This window comes from Photobacterium chitinilyticum (assembly GCF_004104355.1).
GTDB classification, from domain to species: Bacteria; Pseudomonadota; Gammaproteobacteria; order Enterobacterales; family Vibrionaceae; genus Photobacterium; species Photobacterium chitinilyticum.
This window is the reverse complement of record NZ_RJLM01000044.1, coordinates 1-2,343: the sequence shown is the minus strand read 5'-3', so window position 1 is coordinate 2,343 and position 2,343 is coordinate 1. Positions and strand designations below refer to the sequence as shown.

Sequence of the window (2,343 nt, the reverse complement as noted above, 5' to 3'; positions counted from 1 at the left end):
CGTTACAACCACTAGGCATTCTTCTGCTCAGTGGTTATAAAATTAGTAAAATCGTTTTACGTCTCGGTAAAAATTTTCGTGTGAGCCTAAAGCCATGAGTTCGAGAATAACTGTTCCGTCCTCATAGCTGTATCCAAGTAGGGTAAGCTGCTTTACCATTTTGAATTTATGAACACGAAGAAATGACAAGTCACCTTTTTTCTGTTCACCGAGAAGAGGATCTTCCATCAATGCTTTAATTGCATTATCTAGATCCTTCTTTTGATTAGCATGCAGCTTTTTAACTGCCTTTTTGAATGTTGGTGTTTGAAGAACTTGTGTAATCTTAGCCAAAGTCGTAACTCTCTAATTTACCAGCATCTTTCTCAGCCTTAGCGATAATTGCTTGCTTAACGAATTCATACGGTAAATCAGGATTATCTTCCATCATTTCACCGATCTTAGCCCAATGTTCAATTTGTTTTGGGGTAGTTCGGTTAAGTGCTTTAGCCATGATGGAGGCTTTATCAACAAGATCTTGATCTAAACGAACGCTTGAGGTGCTCATAGAATATCTCCTTTCTGTATAGTTAGATTGTAGCAATGTGCCACAGATGAGGCAAGTTGCATCGGGATTGTAACAAAGGCATCAAGGTGACTTGTTACACTCGGCGGTTTTGGTAAGGAGTCTGGCGCGCTTGGTAGGTTAGTCGCGGCGCACCTTATGCCCGGCGTTAAATGGCAGGAGATTACATGGAAATATTCGAAGTCGATGAATCCAATCGAGATGCTTTAAATCAGTTCTATCGTGAGCAAGGCTATCATAGTGGTTGGAGTCATGTTGAACGAGCTTTTATCGCTACAACTAACAGTGAAATTATAGGTTCTGTGAAAGTTGAAGTACGCGATGGAGTTTCAATTTTACGTGGTATGTACATTACGAAAGAATATCAAGGTAAAGGGTTAGGTACATCTTTCATAAAGTATATTGAGCCAATACTTAATGAAACTGTTTCATATTGTATGCCTTTTTCCCATCTTAGTGAGTTTTACGGACAAGTTGGCTTTAAATCAATTAATCCAGATGGTTTTCCTGATTTTCTCGCTCAAAGATATCAAGGCTATGAAAATCGAGGCTATCAAATCATTGCAATGCGTCGAGAGAAAGCCATTTAACAAACGACTATGGCGTCAACAGATAATTTTAAGCTGTTTTTGTATCCCATAAGACGCCATCTCTCAGCATCGAGTTTAAGATGATAATCATCTTCCTGACGCAGGCGATAATGGCCACTTTTTTCGGTTTTCCTTCAGCCAGAAGTCGTTGATAGGAGCTCTTAGAAACAGGATTACATTGCATGGCAGACATCATTGCCATGTATAAAACGGTTCTGACCTGGGCCCGACCACCTTGTATTTTTCTGAGTCCTTTATAGCGTCCACTTTCCCTGTTCATGGGAGCGACACCGACGAGGGCTGCGGCTTGCTTGTTGGTGATATACCCAAGTTCTGGAAGGTTGCTAATGATAGACGCGGCTGCGATTTTTCCGATACCGGGCATGCTTTGTAGTATTTCATTTTTGGCCTGATATTCAGGGCAGCTTTCAATCAGTGCGACGATTTTCTTTTCGGTTTTTTCGATCTGATTTTTGAATGCTGTCAGGATTGGTTTAATGGTCATAGCCAGTTGTTTGGGCATTATCTGGAGCCGGTTCTTTTCCATGGTTTGCATTGATAGAAGCTGATTTCTTCGAATAACCAGATCTGCCATAAGGCGCATGGATTCTGGCTTCAGTCTGGTTAATGCTGGTTGTATTGCGTCTGCATAGTGGGCGATAAGCCTGGCATCGAGCTTATCGGTTTTAGCCCGTTGCCCGATGGCCCCGGCAAAGCGTTTTACATGAATGGGGTTGGCAATCACGTAAGGAAGATTGGCGTCGGCACAGGCTATAATGAAAGGCATTTCTAATCGGCCAGTGGCTTCAATAACGACACGTTGTGGCGAATGTTGTTTAATGGTTTTGATGGCTTGTTTAATACCTTTGCCGTCGTTAGAAACCGAGAAAAAGATATCGAGCGGTCGAATGTATATATCGAGTTGAGATTTTCCGGTATCAACCCCAACGTTAATATTTTGATTCGTTACAGTATTCATAATAAGCTAACTCTTGCTTGCGTAATGCGGGTTCGAGACCCAGTCGACTATTCGAGTATGGTGCTTGGAGTCCTATACAGCGTTCACGTTTGTTATCGGTCTCTCGATAGAGGAGCCAGCAATCAATCGAACTGCTATATAGAAAGCTTTAGTTGCAGCTAAAGCCTGGGTCTCACTTTACCCTGAAGTTGGTTTTATTATCCATACAA

The 2,343-nt window shown here is 41.8% G+C and carries 4 protein-coding genes; 1 reads left to right on the top strand and 3 read right to left on the bottom strand.

What is annotated here, in order from left to right:
- Positions 1-42 precede the first annotated feature (42 nt).
- Together EDI28_RS25590 and EDI28_RS25585 are read right to left on the bottom strand one after the other, a co-directional pair.
- Positions 43-333: a type II toxin-antitoxin system RelE/ParE family toxin gene (locus EDI28_RS25590; protein WP_128786665.1), complete on the bottom strand. Its 291-nt coding sequence runs from the start codon at positions 331-333 to the stop codon at positions 43-45.
- Entirely contained in the window at positions 326-547 is a 222-nt protein-coding gene (locus EDI28_RS25585) for a TA system antitoxin ParD family protein (RefSeq protein ID WP_128786664.1), read from the bottom strand. The genes EDI28_RS25590 and EDI28_RS25585 overlap by 8 nt, the downstream gene beginning before the upstream one ends.
- 185 nt (positions 548-732) lie before the next feature.
- Here EDI28_RS25585 and EDI28_RS25580 point away from each other — a divergent pair, with 185 nt between their 5' ends.
- Positions 733-1,155 (top strand): GNAT family N-acetyltransferase, encoded by a 423-nt coding sequence (locus EDI28_RS25580; RefSeq protein ID WP_128786663.1) that lies wholly within the window; start codon positions 733-735, stop codon positions 1,153-1,155.
- A 28-nt stretch (positions 1,156-1,183) separates the two neighbouring features.
- Here the strand turns inward: EDI28_RS25580 and EDI28_RS25575 are convergent, their stop codons facing one another.
- Positions 1,184-2,134, bottom strand: coding sequence for an IS110 family RNA-guided transposase (locus EDI28_RS25575; RefSeq protein WP_128786662.1), 951 nt, complete (start codon positions 2,132-2,134; stop codon positions 1,184-1,186).
- Between the last annotated feature and the right edge of the window lie 209 nt (positions 2,135-2,343).